At 40.5% G+C, this 16,156-nt stretch carries 15 protein-coding genes; 8 read left to right on the top strand and 7 right to left on the bottom strand.

Annotated elements, in window-relative coordinates; translation table 11 throughout:
- The first annotated feature begins 37 nt into the window (after nucleotides 1–37).
- Nucleotides 38–1,534, top strand: coding sequence for a multicopper oxidase family protein (locus SYN7509_RS0203090; protein ID WP_009631957.1), 1,497 nt, complete (start codon nucleotides 38–40; stop codon nucleotides 1,532–1,534).
- 233 nt (nucleotides 1,535–1,767) lie between these two features.
- Nucleotides 1,768–3,618, top strand: a complete 1,851-nt coding sequence (glmS, locus tag SYN7509_RS0203095; RefSeq protein ID WP_009631958.1) for a glutamine--fructose-6-phosphate transaminase (isomerizing) — start codon at nucleotides 1,768–1,770, stop codon at nucleotides 3,616–3,618.
- An 87-nt stretch (nucleotides 3,619–3,705) separates the two neighbouring features.
- On the opposite strand, the gene SYN7509_RS0203100 is transcribed toward glmS, so the two are convergent.
- Nucleotides 3,706–4,191: a hypothetical protein gene (locus SYN7509_RS0203100; protein WP_009631959.1), complete on the bottom strand. Its 486-nt coding sequence runs from the start codon at nucleotides 4,189–4,191 to the stop codon at nucleotides 3,706–3,708.
- Between the two features lie 26 nt (nucleotides 4,192–4,217).
- On the opposite strand from SYN7509_RS0203100, the gene SYN7509_RS0203105 reads away from it, so the two are divergent.
- Together SYN7509_RS0203105 and SYN7509_RS0203110 are read left to right on the top strand one after the other, a co-directional pair.
- Nucleotides 4,218–5,042 carry a class I SAM-dependent methyltransferase gene (locus SYN7509_RS0203105; RefSeq protein ID WP_009631960.1) on the top strand — a complete coding sequence of 275 codons (825 nt, stop codon included), beginning with the start codon at nucleotides 4,218–4,220 and terminating at the stop codon, nucleotides 5,040–5,042.
- A 58-nt stretch (nucleotides 5,043–5,100) separates the two neighbouring features.
- Nucleotides 5,101–6,573 carry a leucyl aminopeptidase gene (locus SYN7509_RS0203110; RefSeq protein ID WP_009631961.1) on the top strand — a complete coding sequence of 491 codons (1,473 nt, stop codon included), beginning with the start codon at nucleotides 5,101–5,103 and terminating at the stop codon, nucleotides 6,571–6,573.
- Between the two features lie 62 nt (nucleotides 6,574–6,635).
- Here SYN7509_RS0203110 and SYN7509_RS0203115 read toward each other — a convergent pair whose 3' ends face one another.
- The 3 genes from SYN7509_RS0203115 to SYN7509_RS24985 form a co-directional block, all read right to left on the bottom strand.
- On the bottom strand, nucleotides 6,636–7,370 hold the full coding sequence (locus SYN7509_RS0203115; RefSeq protein ID WP_009631962.1) for an amidase family protein: 735 nt from the start codon (nucleotides 7,368–7,370) through the stop codon (nucleotides 6,636–6,638).
- A gap of 9 nt (nucleotides 7,371–7,379) precedes the next feature.
- A protein-coding gene (locus tag SYN7509_RS28180) for an IS5 family transposase (RefSeq protein WP_202807208.1) occupies nucleotides 7,380–8,218 on the bottom strand; the annotation gives its coding sequence in 2 pieces (ribosomal slippage) (nucleotides 7,380–7,828 and nucleotides 7,828–8,218; 840 coding nt in all).
- Nucleotides 8,219–8,274: 56 nt separating this feature from the next.
- Nucleotides 8,275–9,336, bottom strand: a complete 1,062-nt coding sequence (locus SYN7509_RS24985) for an amidase family protein (protein WP_009631225.1) — start codon at nucleotides 9,334–9,336, stop codon at nucleotides 8,275–8,277.
- Nucleotides 9,337–9,518: 182 nt separating this feature from the next.
- Here SYN7509_RS24985 and SYN7509_RS0203135 point away from each other — a divergent pair, with 182 nt between their 5' ends.
- A complete protein-coding gene (locus SYN7509_RS0203135) occupies nucleotides 9,519–9,905 on the top strand; it encodes a YbaY family lipoprotein (protein WP_009631226.1) in 387 nt (128 codons plus the stop codon).
- A 75-nt stretch (nucleotides 9,906–9,980) separates the two neighbouring features.
- Here the strand turns inward: SYN7509_RS0203135 and SYN7509_RS0203140 are convergent, their stop codons facing one another.
- From SYN7509_RS0203140 to SYN7509_RS0203150, 3 genes are all read right to left on the bottom strand, one after another.
- A complete protein-coding gene (locus tag SYN7509_RS0203140; protein WP_009631227.1) occupies nucleotides 9,981–11,045 on the bottom strand; it encodes an LOG family protein in 1,065 nt (354 codons plus the stop codon).
- Between the two features lie 132 nt (nucleotides 11,046–11,177).
- The gene (trxA, locus tag SYN7509_RS0203145; RefSeq protein ID WP_009631228.1) at nucleotides 11,178–11,501 is read right to left on the bottom strand and encodes a thioredoxin; all 324 of its coding nucleotides are present in this window, start codon (nucleotides 11,499–11,501) and stop codon (nucleotides 11,178–11,180) included.
- A gap of 335 nt (nucleotides 11,502–11,836) precedes the next feature.
- Nucleotides 11,837–13,198, bottom strand: coding sequence for an ABC transporter substrate-binding protein (locus tag SYN7509_RS0203150; RefSeq protein ID WP_009631229.1), 1,362 nt, complete (start codon nucleotides 13,196–13,198; stop codon nucleotides 11,837–11,839).
- Between SYN7509_RS0203150 and SYN7509_RS0203155 the strand changes: the two genes are divergently transcribed.
- Genes SYN7509_RS0203155 through SYN7509_RS0203165 form a run of 3 tightly spaced genes read left to right on the top strand, consistent with a single transcriptional unit; the run spans nucleotide 13,152 to nucleotide 16,142 of the window.
- Nucleotides 13,152–14,414, top strand: a complete 1,263-nt coding sequence (locus SYN7509_RS0203155) for an ABC transporter substrate-binding protein (RefSeq protein WP_028954071.1) — start codon at nucleotides 13,152–13,154, stop codon at nucleotides 14,412–14,414. The two genes, SYN7509_RS0203150 and SYN7509_RS0203155, sit on opposite strands and share 47 nt — an antisense overlap.
- Before the next feature lie 7 nt (nucleotides 14,415–14,421).
- Nucleotides 14,422–15,315, top strand: coding sequence for a carbohydrate ABC transporter permease (locus SYN7509_RS0203160; protein ID WP_009631231.1), 894 nt, complete (start codon nucleotides 14,422–14,424; stop codon nucleotides 15,313–15,315).
- Nucleotides 15,316–15,335: 20 nt separating this feature from the next.
- On the top strand, nucleotides 15,336–16,142 hold the full coding sequence (locus SYN7509_RS0203165; protein WP_227501465.1) for a carbohydrate ABC transporter permease: 807 nt from the start codon (nucleotides 15,336–15,338) through the stop codon (nucleotides 16,140–16,142).
- The last annotated feature ends 14 nt before the right edge of the window (nucleotides 16,143–16,156 follow it).

Here is a 16,156-nt window from a genome sequence, read left to right on the forward strand (position 1 = left end):
ATTGCACTTCATTCTTATTCGCTGAAAAAGAATAAACATGAAAAAGTTTACTAGACGAGAATTACTAAAAATTGGAGCGATCGCTAGTGGCTCATTGTTGCTGCCCATCGCTTTCCAGTATCGTGGGTATGGTGTAACTGCTGGTAGTCCACAACCTACTCCTTTTAAGATAAAGCTTCCCATTCCTCCGGTGCTGCAACCTGTACGGAGTGATGCCACAACTGACTATTACGAAATTGTGATGTACAAAAACCTGGTTAGTATTTTGCCAGGGCTAACAACAGAAGTTTGGGCTTATAACGGAACTGCCCCTGGTTCGACTATTGTACAGCGTCAAGATCGGCAATCTGTCGTTCGTTTTATCAATCGTTTAGATGTCCCAACATCAGTTCACTTGCATGGGATGGCATCGCTGCCGCAGTACGATGGCTACCCGGAGGATCTTATTTATCCAGGCTACTACAAGGATTATATATATCCCAATAGTCGTGCTGCCACCTTGTGGTATCACGATCACGCAATCCATAACACTGCTCGTAACGTTTATATGGGACTAGCGGGAATGTATATCGTTCAAGACAAACTTGAACTCGATTTGCCTTTACCTAAAGGTAAATATGATGTGCCGCTAATTATTCAAGACAAAATCTTTGCAAGTTCTGGCTCATTGATTTTTAACCATGATAATCACAACGGTTTGATGGGCGATATCATTTTGGTCAACGGTGCGCCGTGGCCCAAGATGGAGGTAAGTCAGCGCAAATATCGTTTTCGGATTTTAAATGCCTCAAATTCCCGTGCTTACAAGTTGACACTTAGTACAGGAGATGACTTAGTTGTAATTGGCAGCGATGGCGGACTGTTGGGCGCGCCAGTGAGAACTAAGGATCTACGGATTGGGATGGCGGAGCGCTATGAGGTGATTGTTGACTTTTCTATCTATCCGATAGGAACCAAAATAGTCCTCCAAAATCTGAGTCTTCGCAATAATAAAGATTACGATGGCACAAGTCAGGTTATGCGCTTTGATGTAGTAAGCCAGGAATTTGAGAATAGTTCTATCCCCAACACTCTACGTCCCTTTCAACCTATTTTGAGAACTTCCGCAATTAGAGAAAGGCGGTGGACTTTCGAGCATCGCAGCCAGATGTGGCAAATTAACGGCAATACATGGAATAAAAACCGGATTGATGCCAATCCAGGTTTTGATGACATTGAGATTTGGAATTTTATTACTAATGGGCGTGACTGGTTTCACCCTGTACACGTTCACTTAATAGATTTTCAAATTTTGGAGCGTAACCGTCAGCCTCCTCTTGCTTATGAACGGGGTTGGAAAGATGTAGTCTATGTGGGTGAAGACGATAATGTCCAAGTTATTGCTCAGTTTAGACCTCAAAAAGGTAAATATATAATTCACTGCCACAATACGGTTCACGAAGACCATGACATGATGACTCAGTTTCAAGTAGGTCAAGGTGGAGCAGATCCCATGTCAGCCCCAGCTAAATCGCTTCCAGCAACACCCTTATAATAGTTAAGTTGGGGTTACAAAACCTAGGCTCGGTCTAGTAGAAATAGTGTCTACTGACCGAACCAAATTCAGAAGCATCTTTGATTGCTAGAATAATACGTCTGAGTACCCAAGGTGATTTTTTGTTTCAATGCTCTCAATTGGGCAATAGCAGAAAAATATAACTTGACTACGTGCCTAATGCTCTTGTAGCTTTTAGAGCATATATAAAAGACCTATCGGTGCGACTTATTATGTGTGGAATCGTTGGCTACATTGGCACTCAAGCAGCTACACAAATTTTACTGTCGGGATTAGAAAAACTAGAGTATCGGGGCTATGATTCGGCGGGAATCGCTACGGTTTTAGAAGGGGAGTTGCATTGCGTCCGCGCCAAAGGTAAGTTATGCAACTTACGGGATAAGTTAGAAACTATCGTTAACCCGGCAAAAATTGGCATTGGACATACTCGCTGGGCAACTCATGGTAAACCCGAAGAATACAACGCCCATCCGCACATGGATACCTCTAAGCGAGTGGCGGTGGTACAAAATGGCATTATCGAAAATTACCGCGAACTGCGGGAAGAATTAAAGCGACTGGGGCATGAATTTCGCTCTGATACCGATACTGAAGTTATCCCCCATCTTATCGCCCAGTATTTGCAAGCAGACAATTCATTTTTAGAGGCGGTAAGAGAAACGGTAAATAGACTTAAAGGGGCTTTTGCGATCGCAGTTATTAACGCTGATTATCCCGATGAACTAATTGTTGCCCGTCAGCAAGCACCTTTAGCGATTGGTTTTGGACAAGGAGAGTTCTTTTGTGCTTCCGATACTCCGGCTTTAGTTGCCCATACTAGAGCCGTATTAAGTTTAGAAAATGGAGAATTAGCAAGACTTACACCCCTTGGAGTAGAAGTATATAGCTTTGCAGGCGATCGCCTTAAAAAACATCCCCGTACTTTAAACTGGAATCCGGTAATGGTGGAAAAGCAAGGCTTTAGGCACTTTATGCTTAAAGAGATATACGAACAACCGGGAGTAGTTAGAGCCGGATTAGAAGCTTATTTAGATGCCGCAGATGTTATAAATTTGGGATTGCCAGAGACACTATACGCAGATATCGAAAATATCCAAATTGTTGCTTGCGGTACTAGCTGGCACGCTAGTTTGATTGGCAAGTATTTATTAGAACAAGTAGCAGGTATTCCCACATCCGTTCAATACTCCTCAGAATTTCGCTATGCGCCACCACCAATAGCCGCTAATACTCTAACTATTGGCGTTACTCAATCGGGAGAAACGGCGGATACAATCGCTGCTTTGACTATGGAAAAAGAGCGAAGAATTGGTTTAAAACCAGCTTATCAGCCGCGTCTACTTGCCATTACTAACCGCTTGGATAGTACGATAAGTGCGATCGCTAATAACATTATCGATACTCATGCAGGCATTGAAATCGGCGTTGCAGCAACTAAAACCTTTATCGCTCAACTATTAGCTTTTTACTTATTGGCGTTAGATTTAGGCACTCGCCGCCAAACGCTATCGGCGCAAAGACTGGCAGAAGTTATTACGGGTTTGCGTCAGTTACCCGCGCAAATCGAGCTTATTTTAGAAAGTCAAGAGCGGTATATTCAAGAATTGGCGCACCAGTTTATAGAAACCCATGACTTTATATTTGTAGGCCGGGGGGTAAATTTTCCGATCGCTTTAGAAGGAGCATTAAAGCTGAAAGAAATTAGTTATATTCACGCCGAAGGCTACCCGGCGGGAGAGTTGAAACACGGGCCCATAGCGCTATTAGATGCCAAAGTTCCAGTAGTTGCGATCGCAATTCCTGGTAGCGTTTATGAAAAAGCTTTATCTAACGCCCAAGAAGCTAAAGCCCGCGATTCTCGGTTAATTGGCGTAGTAGAAATGGACGATCCACAAGCGGCGGAGACTTTCGACGATTTGATTCCTATCCCCAAAGTAGACGAGTTACTCTCCCCGATTTTGACAGTAATTCCTTTACAACTATTGGCTTACCACATTGCAGCGCGGCGGGGATTGGATGTAGATCAGCCGCGAAACTTAGCAAAATCTGTGACGGTAGAGTAGAAATAATTGAAATAGGGCGATCGCTTTGGAGTGTGATTTTTTACGAGTTCGGAGCGCTCTTTAATGGCTAAGTATATCAATTACCCATTAAAGATTTGGCGGACTTGTCAAACGCCATAATGCCCCTAAACCCAACCCAAAAATTGCGATTCCTGCCAATATCAAAATCGTATTAAGTTGACTGAAAGATAATAGTAATTGACTTTTTGCACTCAACAAGCTCCAAACACCAGCCCAAGCGATACTAACTACAAATACCCAAATTACAGTAAACGTGATTCCACTTGTAACTAAACCTAAAACTAGACCTACACCGCAAGTTACAATCCAACCCCAGCCTAAAACTTTAACCCAACTGACAACTCCCACTTTAGTCCAAGCCAAACCCCAAGTTAAAGTTAAAGCTAAAAGGATAATTGTAACTCTTGGTAGTGTTAGAGCTTTTCCATTAGATACTTCGTCTATCCCCAAAGCGTCAGCCCAAAGCGATGTCCAGGCAAATAAAGAGCCAACGACTACGTAGCACAATAGACCAAAGATCAACTTGACTAAAATAATCACATTGCTGTTCATAGCGATCGCCCACTTAAATTTTTACTATGCACCAAAATAACCCTAAGTATGGCGCTGATGCCTACTCTCTAGACCAACGAAAAAGCTGGTACAATCCCGTAGCAGAGGCTTACAACCGCGTTAGACCTCGTTATCCTGAAGCGTTAATTAGTCGGGTAATAGAATTAACCCAACTTCCCCCAAATTCAACAATTCTCGAACTAGGCTGCGGCCCCGGAAACGCTACGGTTGCCTTTGCTCAACAAGGTTACGATATGCTCTGTATTGAGCCAAGCGAAGCGACTTGCCAATTGGCTAAACAAAACTGCGCCGCTTATTCACAGGTAAAAATTAAAAACATTACCTTTGAGGAATGGGAACTTGAGACGGAAAGATTTAACGCTGTTTTGGCTGCAAATTCTATTCATTGGATTACCTCAGAAATTGCTTACTCAAAAGCGGCGGCGGCTTTGCAAAATGATGGTTATCTAATTTTGTTATGGAATATGTTGGCTCAACCTGCCTATGAAATTTGGCGATTTCTGTATCCGGCTTACGAAAAATATGCGCCAGCTTTAGGGAAATATGAAGACAAAGCACATCAAACCCAAAGGCTGAAAGAGTTTGGACAGCGTGTTATTGATTCCGGTCATTTTGGCGACTTAGTGTCCGAACAAATGGAATGGGAAGTAAATTACAGCATTGATGATTATTTGCTAATCCTAAGCACTTATTCGACTTATATAGAGCTAAAACCACAGCAAAGAGCCGATTTATTTGCTTCATTGCAGGAAATATTAGAGCAAGACGGTACAAACAACGTGCAAGTTTCTTATCTCTCGGCTTTTCATATTGCCCAAAAAACGCTCTAGAGTGCGGAAATTTTACGCAATACTGGAAGAAATAGCAGCTTTGAGCGAGATACAAGGGATGGAAATTCGAGCCGTTGATACACCACTATTAGATTGGGCTGGAGACGCGATCGCACTGGGTTTATTTGAAGATACTCTAGAACAATCAGAGGAGTTGACCCAGTTAGATGCAAAATTTGCTGGTGTGTTGAAAGAAGTAATTGCCGAGACGGAATTTAAAGGCAAAGATGGCAGTAGTGTTGTAACTAGAGTCGGTGGTAGTAGTTCGGTGCGTAAAGTGCTGTTAGTAGGACTTGGCAAACCCGATAAACTAAAACTAGACAACTGGCGGCGGTGCGCTGCGGCGATCGCTAAACTAGCTAAAAAAGAAAAGTGTCAAACTGTAGGGATTAGTTTACCGATTTGGAACAACGAGCCAGGCGCAACCGCCGGAGCAATTTCTGAAGGTATTGAGCTTGCATTGCACCAAGATCGGCGCTTTAAGTCAGAACCAGAGGAAAATAGTTTTAATTTAGAACGAGTAGATTTAATTGGGTTCTCAGGACAAGAAAACGCCATTTCCCGCGCCCAGCAAATTTGTTCGGGAGTGATTTTGGCCCGTCAACTGGTAACTGCTCCAGCGAATACTGTAACCCCTATGAGTATGGCGCAAACGGCGGAAGAAATCGCTTCTACTCACGGTTTGCAAGTAGAAATTCTCGAACGTGAAGAATGCGAACAGTTAGGAATGGGGGCTTTTTTAGGGGTTGCTCAAGCGTCAGAAATGCCCCCGAAATTTATTCACCTCACCTATAAGCCCGAAGGAACGCCCAAAAGAAAACTAGCAATTATTGGTAAAGGCGTAACCTTCGATTCTGGCGGTCTGAACATCAAAGGTGCAGGTAGCGGCATCGAAACTATGAAAATGGATATGGGCGGCGCGGCGGCGACTCTAGGGGCTGCTAAAGCTATTTCTCAACTCAAGCCGGATGTAGAAGTTCATTTTATTAGCGCCGTAACCGAAAATATGATTAGCGGTCGTGCTATTCACCCCGGAGACATTCTCACCGCTTCTAATGGGAAAACTATTGAGGTTAATAATACCGATGCTGAAGGGCGGCTAACGTTAGCTGATGCGCTGGTGTTTACGGAAAAATTGGGTGTAGATGCGATCGTAGATTTGGCTACCCTTACAGGCGCTTGCGTGATTGCCCTAGGCGATGATATTGCGGGTTTATGGAGTAGTGATGATGAATTAGCAAATCAACTGGTGCAAGGAGCGGACAAAGCAGGAGAAAAAATTTGGCGAATGCCGATGGAAGAAAAGTATTTTGAAGGCTTGAAGTCTTCCATTGCTGACATGAAAAATACCGGACCTCGTCCTGGTGGCTCAATTACCGCAGCTTTATTTTTGCAGCAGTTTGTTAAAGAAACTCCTTGGGCGCACATTGATATTGCGGGGCCCGTTTGGACAGATAAGGAAAATGGTTACAACAGCCCTGGTGCTACAGGCTACGGAGTACGGACTTTAGTTAGTTGGGTAATGAGTTAGTAGCAGTTAAGCCTCTCCCTAAATACAGGAGAGGCTTTTTGTTGCCGCAAAATATTTACTATTTACTTAGATAAATTTGTTTTACCTCGGCGTTTTTGCTTGAGAGCAAAAGCACCTAAGCCAAACAAAATTAAAACAGGTGTTGCTGGAGGTTCAGGGACAGGAACAAAACTAAACTGCTCTCCTGGTAGAGGCGACAAAAGTGCAGGTGGTTTGTGAAACCTGGTCGCCGCTTCGTAGTCGTAGGCATAACTAATAATCTCTGCCTCGCCAAAATAGTTACCCATAAACTCTAGAGACATGGGGATGCCTTCTTCGGAGTAACCCATTGGCACTGTAATACCTGGAACTCCCAGGATATTTGCCTCAAATCGTCCAGGAAGGCTGCCATATAGTTCGTATACTTCGCTAGCTTCTTCCTCTTCTTGGGGTGGAGCAAGATAGTTTAATGTCGGAAACACAAAAGCGTCAATCCCTTGGTCTACCATGAAATCTGCGTATTCTTCTGTCCGCAATTTGGCGATTGCTTCTAATGCTTGAGCAACTTCCGGGAGTTCTTCCCAAGGTTTAGCTTCCCCGGCGGCGATCGCATCGGCAATTGCTTTGACATACTCGTAGTTTTCGTTATCTTCAGGGATAATTTCCAGCAGATCGACAAAAGATTTAATCTCGTCGTCGTTGTACCCTTTGATGAGTTCCTCATAGTAGTACGCCCTACTTTGCAAGTTCCGCGTACTTTCCGGGGAAGGATAGCCTTCGGGAAGATTGCCTTCAACTAGATAATAGACCTCTTGCAAAAATAAGCTTTAAGATTGATTTGCGTTTAAGTTAAGCTCATAATTATAAATAGAAGCTATTAAATTAAACCTTAATCCAAATCGTTTCCTTCTGTTTCTATATCGCCCTTGTAAAATCCTAAATCTTTTCAAATGGGCAAAAACATTTTCAATAATTATTCTCTCTTTTGCTAGTTCTCTATTCTCTTTTTTCTCGGCTACAGAAAGCTTATCTTTTCTTGGCTTCTTTTTAGGTATTTGACTAAAATGATGATGCTTTTTAATTCCTTGATATCCCTTATCTGCTAAACATTTAACCTCTTTTTTAATCCTGATTTTGCTTCTTTTATATAACTTGAAATCATGTTCAGAACCCTTGCCATAGTACGTACACAGTATTTCTCCATTTCTTTGATCGATAACTACTTGGGCTTTCAACGTATGTCTTTTTTTCTTGCCACTATAATAGCTCTTTTGTTTTTTTTAGGTCTTTCTATGGGGGTCTCACTTACATCTATTACTACCGTTTCTAGCTGATAATCATCGTCAATCAATCTCTTTTTCCCTGGTAGTCTTAGTTGAGGAGCTTTAATTAAAATATTTTCTATTTTTTGAATAATTCGGTAGGCTGTAGATTCGTTTATTCCCCAAGTAGCACCTAAATGAAAAAAAGTTCGGTACTCTCGTAAATATTCTAAGACCATTAAGATTTGGTCTTCTACCTTTAGTTTTGGCGGTCTGCCAGTTTTCTTCCTTGATTTTTCCGCTTCCTTGACTATTTCTACCATTTGATTAAAAGTGTCAAAATGCACTCCAGTCAAACGTTTAAATTCTTCCGCCTTTAATTTTTTTACCTTTTTATAAGTCACTTTTACTTCTACTTAGTCACTTCCCTACGATTTTATCATTAACTTTTGCAAGAGGTCTAATCGATAAACCAAGTTTCGTGAGCGGGAATATCAACCTCGATTAAAGTTGCTCCTTGAGCTGACAATACACTTTTCGCTTGCTCGAAGGCGGAGGCAATCTGTGGGTCGAGGGGAAAGCTCTCACCTTTAGCCGGGTCGCCTTTACCAATATAAGGTCGCGGTAGTGCCAAAACTTTGCCTTGCAGCGAATTATCATCTAAGGAATCAGTATAAGAATCGGGGCGAGGAATATCAGGAATGTACGGATTCCAGATATTATTTGGATCGTAGGCAACTAGGGCATCCATGCTTGCCGCCACATCGGCAACGGACTTAGCCATAGGACCAATTACATCCCGTTCGGTGGTTAGCGGCCATATACCATCGACGGAAATTAGCCCCGCACTCGGTTTAAGTCCAACTAGCGCATCGTGTGTACTAGGTACGCGGATTGAGCCACCAGTTTCTCCCCCCATTGCCAACATTGCAAAGCTAGAGGCTACAGACACCCCAGAACCGCTACTAGAGCCACCGGGGGTGCGATCCGGCGCGTAGGGGTTAATTACTGTCCCGTAAGCTTCGCTGATACCGTCGTAGGAAAAAGCCCAGGTACTCATGTTGGCTTTGCCTAAAACGATCGCACCAGCTTCTCGAAGCTGTTTGACCGCAAAGGCATCGTCTGTAGCAATTAGTGACTTGAGCGCTTCAACTCCATTACTTGTAGGCAATCCAGCAACGTTGTAAGAGTCTTTGATTAATACTGGAATCCCATGCAGGGGTCCAAGAATAGTCCCTTCCTGTCTAAGCGCATCTAGCTTGGCGGCTTCTGTTAGAGCGTTAGGATTGATGTAAGCAACGGAATTTAACTTTGGGCCGGCGCGATCGTAGGCATCAATTCTATTTAGGTATAGTTGCGTTAAGGTACTACTGGTTAATGCACCCGCATCAAAGGCGGCGTTAACATCGGCAATAGTTGCTTCTTGTAAGGAGAATGTTGCTGCGTCGGCAATACCAGGGATAAGTCCCCAAATTAAGCATGGAGTGGCAAACAGCACTTTTTGTTTCCAGACTTGGCTCAATCGACTATACCTCGTTAAATGTTTGAACAATAAACGAAATGCTATGTTTTAGCCTTTAGAACTTTTGTTACTTTGATTACTTTTGCCACGTTTGTCATCGAAGTTTGTTTTAACAGAAATTATTTATTTTTAAGAAAATGAAGAGCTTAAGAACTATTTGCTCGTTGGTTTTTAGCACGATAATGTTTATCAACGTTGTTGTTTTAACAGCAAATGCGATCGCCATGAATTTAGCTAAAGTGACGGGAACTTTAAGCTATCCACGATTCTCTCCAGCTCTGGGGAGTGAAGCCACTATTTACATAACTTTAGTAGATGTATCGCCTCGTCAAGATAGTTCTGGAGATATTATCGTTAGACTTACGATTGTCAAGCCCACGCCATCGCCAATTTATTTTGAACTAAAATATAATCCAGCCCAAATTGATCGCCAACATACCTACGCAATTCAAGCCCGAATCACCGAACGGGGTAAAGTTATATTTACCAACAATTCACCCTATCCAGTAATTACAGGCGGAAATCCTCACAAAGTTGATATAGTTTTGACTCCTAAGCAATTGCCCTAAATATCTCACACGTATTTAGCTTCGATAAGATTTGTGTATTCAAGAGCGATCCAGCTTGCAGGTAGTGGATTGTATTTACTTAAGTTCTGGATGTGCGGCTTCAGGCGTTGGCTTACCCATTTGATTAATAGTTGCGATCGCCTGATACAATCTCCCTAAGTCGCGCTGGTTGAAATAAAGCACCAAACGGGGAAGTTCGGCCGTTTCATCTTGCGCTTCTTGAGGTAAAGCAATACTTTTTTCAATCCGTCCTTCAACTAAAATGTCGCTAAAATCAGTATTTAACTGTTCAATTTGCTCGTCCGACAACTCGGTTTTGAGGCGAATTACTAATTTTTCTTTGACGTAGCGGCTAGAGTGGTACACCTGATAAAAATCGGTAATGGCGTTGCAAGCTACCTCTAAGTTATCGGTAATAGTATAAAGACTAGAATCGTCTTTGCTGACTAAACCTGTTTTGCGTAAATTCTTGTCTATATAGGCGCTCCAATCGTGCCAATAACAGCCGCCAGGACGATCGATTAATACGAGCGGTACAGGCCCAAATTTTCCGGTTTGGCTTAATGTCATACATTCAAAAGCCTCGTCTTGAGTACCAAAGCCACCGGGAAACAAAGCTACGGCATCGCTTTCTCGTAATAAAAATAATTTGCGTGTGAAAAAATACTTAAAATGGATTAATTTGCGATCGCCTTCTATAAACGGATTTGCTTCTTGCTCAAAAGGTAATTGAATATTCAACCCAAAAGAGTTTTCCTTTCCCGCGCCTTCGTTACCTGCTTGCATAATCCCACCACCACCGCCCGTCATTACCATAAAGCCTAACTTAGTTACACAACGAGCAAAATCCACCGCAATTTGGTATTCCGGGGCTTCTGGTAAAGTACGCGCCGAACCAAAAATCGTTACTTTGCGGACGTGGCGATAAGTATGAAATAATTCCAATCCCCTTTCCATATCTGCTAGAGAGGCGGATAAAATTTTCCAGTCCAAGCGATCGATTTCGCTATTAGCTAGACGGACAATGGTAGCTAGAGTTTGGGCGATAAGTTGCCGATGTTGCGAGTTTGGTAGCTGCTCAAGTAATTGGGCAACATCAGAGGAAAGAGAATCGATTGGATTGAAGGATGATAAATTCATGAGTGCGATCGCCCAACTGGCATTTTATTGTACTGATTTTTGGGTTATTAAATATTCCCCCTTTAGCAATAAAAAGCACCTTGGATCGGAGAGATCCAAGGTGCGCTATTTAATTTATCGTTAAAACTATTTTTAAAGATACTTTTCCAAAGTGTTTGATAAAGTTGTCTTTGGTACTGCGCCAACAACCATATCAACTCTTTGCCCACCTTTAAAAATCATCAAAGTGGGAATGCTGCGAATACCGTACTGGCTGGCAACATTAGGGTTTTCATCAGTATTTAGTTTAACAACTTTAACTTGACCATCGTATTGTTGGGCAATTTCATCGACTACTGGGGCTACCATCCGACAAGGGCCACACCAAGGGGCCCAAAAATCCACTAAAACCGGAACTTCACTGTCTAATACTTCTTGCTTAAATGATGAGTCTGTAACTTGTACGGCTGCTGACATTCCTAGAAACCCTTACTACGTTTGTTTATTTCTTTGCTGAAAATTCTATCATAGGGCAAAGCCCGTATCTTATCTGTCAACGGTGTATATTTAGACAGACTTTGTTTAATTATAACTTTTGTATCAATGTTTTGTACCTGTACAACAAATAGACTATTGGCTACACATTATTATACAATTTGTCAACCTCTACTAGGTGAATTAAAACTTAAAATATTGTTGTAAGTTTTAGTTTTTTTGGTGATCGGGTTAACGGATAAGTTTTATTACTAAATCAATGAAGTAAGCGATCGCTAATTTTTTCTAACCTCTTTACTATTAGTTAAGTTTATAAGTTAACGAAAAATTAAGTTTAGCCGATCTTGAGCAGTTTTTAGGGCAGAAGTGGGGGTACTTTTTCCTAACAGCACTGATTCTAAGGCTCTACCTAAACTTTCTGATAAGCGACTGTAACGAGGAAAAATTGGACGCGATCGCCCATACTTTGCCTGGTCTAAAAATACTTTAACTGCGGGCTGCTTGGCAACAAAGGTTTGATATTCTTCGCTGGCTCTAGCTTTAATATTTATTGGTAAGTAACCTGTATTAATTGCCCATTGGGTTTGGAATTCTTCACCAATTACAAATTGAGCAAACTTCAAAGCGGCGGCTTCTTGCTTGGGGTTGGATTTAAAAACAAACAGATTCTCGCCTCCGATGGCGGTGGCAGGTTTCAATTTAGTTGGAATAGGAAAAACATCAAAATCGACTCCCGTTGCCTGCAATTGCCCTAAAGTCCAAGGTCCAGTAATTTGCATTGCGACTTTACCAGCTAAAAAGTTGTCAATCTCAAAACCTCTTTCGGGTAACGATAGTACCGCCGAACCATCGGCGATTAAACTGCGCCATAATTCCATTGATGCGATCGCACCAGGGTTTACAATTGCTGGCAAGTGGTTGTCACTAGCTACTAATTCGCCGCCACCACTCCACATAAACGGTAGCCATAAAAATACTGCAAACTCTCCTTTCCCTAAAGGCAAAAATATTCCGTGTTGGTCTACTCGGCGATCGCCATTTGTATCTATAGTCAATTTACGCGCTACTTGGCGCAACTGTTCCCAAGTTTGGGGTAATTCGGTTATTCCTGCGGCTTTAAATAAGCTTGGGCGGTAAAATATACCTACATTATTAGTAGCAAAGGGTACAGACCAAGTATGTCCTCCATACTCCATTGACTCGAACAATGCCGGATCAATTTGGCTAAATTCTGGTAATTTTGCTAACCAATTTTCTAAGGGAAGGATGGCGTTTAGTTCGACTAATTGTCCGGTGAGTGTAGCATTAAACCATAATAAATCTGGGGGTGCATTTCCGACTACTGCTGCCAATATTTTCGGTAGTTGTTGTTCGGATTGTCCTACATATAGCGATTCTACTTTGATATCTGGATGCTCTTGATTGAATTTGTCTACAAGCTTTTGCAGTACATCTCTATTTAGTGGTGGATTTACTCCTTGCCATAGAGTTATCTTTGTTATATCGGTAGATTTAGGAGTTTCAATTAAGTTTTGACATCCGGTTAAAAATAAGCTGACTATAAGTATTAGTTTGAGGAAAAAATTAAATTTATCCCCAAAAACCGAACAGTTAGGAGGTTTAATATTATTTATGCTGAAAAAGTTTGTATTGGTTTTTATACTGGTAATTCTTAGCACAATTATTTTTACAAGTTGTAGTGTTAGTAGACAAGCAAATAACGATGGTGTTGTTACTATAACTCTTAGCGGTTGGAGTAATTTATTAGAAAAACAGCTTTTACAACAGGTGGTTTCGGAGTTTGAGGCGTTGAATCCGACGATTAAAGTTAGGTATGATGCGATCGCAGATGAGTATATGGATGTACTTAAAACTCGGCTAATTGGCGAAACTGCGGCGGATGTTTTTTATTTAGATGCTTTAGAAATTCCCGCGCTGATTTCTCCCGGCGTACTTGAACCATTAAATAATTATATAAACGATGAGTTCGATCTTCAAGATTTTGCCCCAAATTTACTAAAAGCTTTTGAGCGCGATGGGGTAATCTATGGCTTACCTAAAGACTTTTCTACTCTGGCACTTTTTTACAATAAAAATGCTTTTGCGGCGGCAAATTTAAGCATTCCTCCTGTTAATTGGGATGAGTTTCTTAGCTATGCTAAAAAGCTGACAGTTGATAATAATAAAGACGGTAAAATTGATGTTTATGGATTTGGTTTAGCACCAGAATTAGCTAGACAAGTCTTTGTTATTAAAGCTTTTGGTGGTGAATTGGTTGACGTTAATAATAATGCTGCTTTTGCTTCAATAGACAGCTTAAAAGGTTTGCAATTAATAGTAGATCAATATATTCAAGATAAGTCTGTGGCGCAACCAACGGATGTTGGTACAACTTCGGGAGGTGAAATATTTGGACAAGGTAAAGCAGCAATGGTAATTGAAGGTGCTTGGATTATTTCTTACTTAAAAGAAACATTCCCAAATCTTGAATATGGCATTGCAGAAGTACCAACAATAGCAAATAAAAAAGGGACAATGGCTTACACTGTTGCTTATGTCATGAATAAGAAATCGCCGCATAAATTAGCCGCATGGAAATTGATTGCTTATTTAACGGGAAAAGATGGGATGACAGCGTGGACAAAAAATGGTTTAGCATTGCCAACTCGCGCCTCTGTTGCTAATAAGTTAAATTATGACGATAATGATTTATATGCACCCTTTATTGCTGGTGCAAATTATGCCACTATTTGGCAAGCAGGGAAATATTTACCTTTAATTTTAAATAATTTTAACAATCAGTTTGTAAGTGCTATTATTGGCGAACAAACCCTAGAAAGTGCAATGCAAAAAGCTCAGGATACAGCTAACAAAGAAATTGAATTATCCCAATAATTGCTCTATGTTAAATAAGTCAAACAAGCAATTTAAAGATTTAGTTAGTGCTTATATTTTCATGAGTCCTACAATTATTATTCTGTTGTGTTTTTTAGTATTGCCAATTTTATTAGCTATTTTACTTTCTTTGTACAAAGTGCAACCTTTGGGAGATATTAGTTATGCTTTTAGAGGTGGGAAAAACTTCTTGCGACTTACCCAAGATGAACGAGTTGCGATCGCACTTAAAAATACTGTCGAATATGTAGCGATTGTTGTTCCTATTCAAACAATTTTAGCTTTAAGTTTAGCTTTAATATTAAATGCTCAAATTAAAGGTAAAAATCTATTTAGAGTTCTCTTTTTCTTGCCAACAGTTACTTCCTCCGCCGTATTAACTCTAATTTTTATGTGGATTTGTAACTCTAATGGTTTGTTAAATAGTTTTTTAGCTTTTATCCATTTACCTACCTACAATTGGTTGGGAGATCCAAATATTGCTTTAAAGGCAATTATGCTGATGAATATTTGGTCAACTGCTCCTTTATTCATGGTTATTTATTTAGCAGCAATGCAAGAGATACCCGAAAACTTGTACGAAGCTGCAACAATTGATGGTGCTAATTGGTTAGATAAATTTGTCTGTATTACCTTACCTTTTTTAAAGCCAATTACTTTTTTTATAATTGTAATGGGTGTGATTGGAACTTTTCAATTATTTGATCAGTCATACATATTTTCTCGCGGTTCTGGTGGCCCAAATAATTCAACTTTAACCGTTGTACTATTAATCTATCAGTATGCTTTTAAAAACCTAGATATGGGTTATGCTGCGGCTTTAGCCTTGATGCTAACGTTAGTAATTATGACGGCAACTTTAATGCAACGCTATTTCTTTAAAGAAGAAAGAATTGATTAATTATGCAGCGTTTTAAATCTATGAAATTAGTTTTATATTTGATTTTAGTTTTATATGCAATTATTACAATTGTTCCGTTTGCGTGGGCGCTTTCTGCTTCTTTTAAACCCTTGGCGGAAATTGTTGGCGGTGGAAACAGTTTTATCCCGCAACAGTTTACTTTAGCAAACTATCAAAAAATATTTACTCAAGAGCCATTATTTGGACGTTGGTTGTTTAATAGCGTAGTAGTTGCGGTTACTATAACTACTTTTAATTTACTATTTAACTCAATGGCTGGTTATGCTTTAGCAAGGCTGTATTTCCCAGGAAATAAGTTTTGGTTTTTCCTGATTTTAGCGGTTTTAATGATTCCGGGACAAATTACATTAATTCCTACCTTTTTAATCTTAAAAAACTTAGGCTGGCTCAATTCCTACCAAGGTTTAATTGTCCCCAATATTATTAATGCAACTTTTATATTTATGATGAGGCAATTTTTTATAAACTTTCCTAAAGACTTAGAAGAAGCAGCCGCTTTAGATGGGTTGGGACACTTAGAAACGTTTTTTCAAATTGTTTTACCTTTAGCAAAACCGGCTTTGGCGGCGCAAGCAATATTTGTATTTATGGGTGCGTGGAATAATTTTTTATCGCCGCTAATGATTCTGTCTGATTCAACAATGTTTACTTTACCTTTGGGCTTGAATATATTTAAAGGTCAATATATAAGTTACTGGAACTATATAATGGCAGCTTCGATGATGTTTACATTACCTGCATTGGCTATTTATGCATTTTTTAACCGCTACTTTATTCAAGGCGTAACTTTTACAGGTGGTAAATAGCTGTTATAGTAAAA

The organism is Synechocystis sp. PCC 7509, from assembly GCF_000332075.2.
Taxonomy (GTDB): domain Bacteria; phylum Cyanobacteriota; class Cyanobacteriia; order Cyanobacteriales; family Chroococcidiopsidaceae; genus Aliterella.

Excerpts from the sequence above, each read along its gene's own strand:
- trxA (WP_009631228.1), bottom strand. The coding sequence starts at position 11,501 with ATGTCAGCAGCCGTACAAGTTACAGACTCATCATTTAAGCAAGAAGTA.
- SYN7509_RS0203090 (WP_009631957.1), top strand. The coding sequence starts at position 38 with ATGAAAAAGTTTACTAGACGAGAATTACTAAAAATTGGAGCGATCGCT.
- SYN7509_RS0203140 (WP_009631227.1), bottom strand. The coding sequence starts at position 11,045 with ATGAATTTATCATCCTTCAATCCAATCGATTCTCTTTCCTCTGATGTT.
- SYN7509_RS0203135 (WP_009631226.1), top strand. The coding sequence starts at position 9,519 with ATGTTTATCAACGTTGTTGTTTTAACAGCAAATGCGATCGCCATGAAT.
- glmS (WP_009631958.1), top strand. The coding sequence starts at position 1,768 with ATGTGTGGAATCGTTGGCTACATTGGCACTCAAGCAGCTACACAAATT.
- SYN7509_RS0203105 (WP_009631960.1), top strand. The coding sequence starts at position 4,218 with ATGCACCAAAATAACCCTAAGTATGGCGCTGATGCCTACTCTCTAGAC.
- SYN7509_RS0203100 (WP_009631959.1), bottom strand. The coding sequence starts at position 4,191 with ATGAACAGCAATGTGATTATTTTAGTCAAGTTGATCTTTGGTCTATTG.
- SYN7509_RS0203165 (WP_227501465.1), top strand. The coding sequence starts at position 15,336 with ATGAAATTAGTTTTATATTTGATTTTAGTTTTATATGCAATTATTACA.
- SYN7509_RS0203160 (WP_009631231.1), top strand. The coding sequence starts at position 14,422 with ATGTTAAATAAGTCAAACAAGCAATTTAAAGATTTAGTTAGTGCTTAT.
- SYN7509_RS0203155 (WP_028954071.1), top strand. The coding sequence starts at position 13,152 with ATGCTGAAAAAGTTTGTATTGGTTTTTATACTGGTAATTCTTAGCACA.
- SYN7509_RS0203110 (WP_009631961.1), top strand. The coding sequence starts at position 5,101 with ATGGAAATTCGAGCCGTTGATACACCACTATTAGATTGGGCTGGAGAC.